This window comes from Pseudoalteromonas lipolytica (genome assembly GCF_001306915.1).
GTDB lineage: Bacteria > Pseudomonadota > Gammaproteobacteria > Enterobacterales > Alteromonadaceae > Pseudoalteromonas > Pseudoalteromonas simplex.
In genome coordinates this window covers 1-611 of record NZ_LJTC01000049.1, presented here as the reverse complement: position 1 = coordinate 611, position 611 = coordinate 1, and the positions used below count along the sequence as shown (strand labels likewise).

The following is a 611-nucleotide window of genomic DNA, read 5'->3' as shown; positions in this document are numbered from 1 at the left end:
CTCCTCTACCGCTCGCATGCTGATCCTGCTCGGCATCGAGAAGTACGAGCACGACACCGAACAGGCCGGCCAGGCCTGATCCCGCTTTCGCTCTGTCTTGCTGCATAAGGAACCTCGCCATGTACCAGGACCCGAAACGCATCCGCACCAAGGCCACCGTCTACCTCGATCAGTACGAGAGCGACGTGATCACCGCGCTGGCCAATTACCTGGGCGTGCCCAAGGCCGAAGTGATGCGCCAGATGCTGATGAAGGAAGCGCGCGATGTGCTCGGCATCGACCCCGCCGCCCTGGAAGGCAGTGTCGCCTCCCACGCCGGCTGAACGCCGCCCCCTTATCCACCGTGCATCCGAGGTCACGCATGCCGGAACAACCGATGGAGCTCGACCAGCAAGCCAAGGCGGTGCTCGACGCCGTGCGCGAGCAGCAGGGGCTGGAAACCCGCGAGCAGGCCGCCGAGTGGCTGCTGCGCCGGCGCATCCGCCGCGGCGCTCAGGGCCTCACCGGCCGCGGCCGCGCCCTCTACGAAGTGAAAGGAGACCCCCGGTGAGGATCACCTGCCCCCACTGCGCAGAACGCGCCATCACGCGCACCAGCAAGCGCCCGAGCCC

The 611-nt window shown here is 67.3% G+C and carries 2 protein-coding genes; both read left to right on the top strand.

All coding sequences use genetic code 11. The features are described from left to right. Positions 1–119 precede the first annotated feature (119 nt). Positions 120–323: a hypothetical protein gene (locus tag AOG27_RS20980; protein WP_023006054.1), complete on the top strand. Its 204-nt coding sequence runs from the start codon at positions 120–122 to the stop codon at positions 321–323. A 38-nt stretch (positions 324–361) separates the two neighbouring features. Further along, positions 362–550, top strand: a complete 189-nt coding sequence (locus AOG27_RS20975) for a hypothetical protein (RefSeq protein WP_054543400.1) — start codon at positions 362–364, stop codon at positions 548–550. Positions 551–611: the final 61 nt, after the last annotated feature.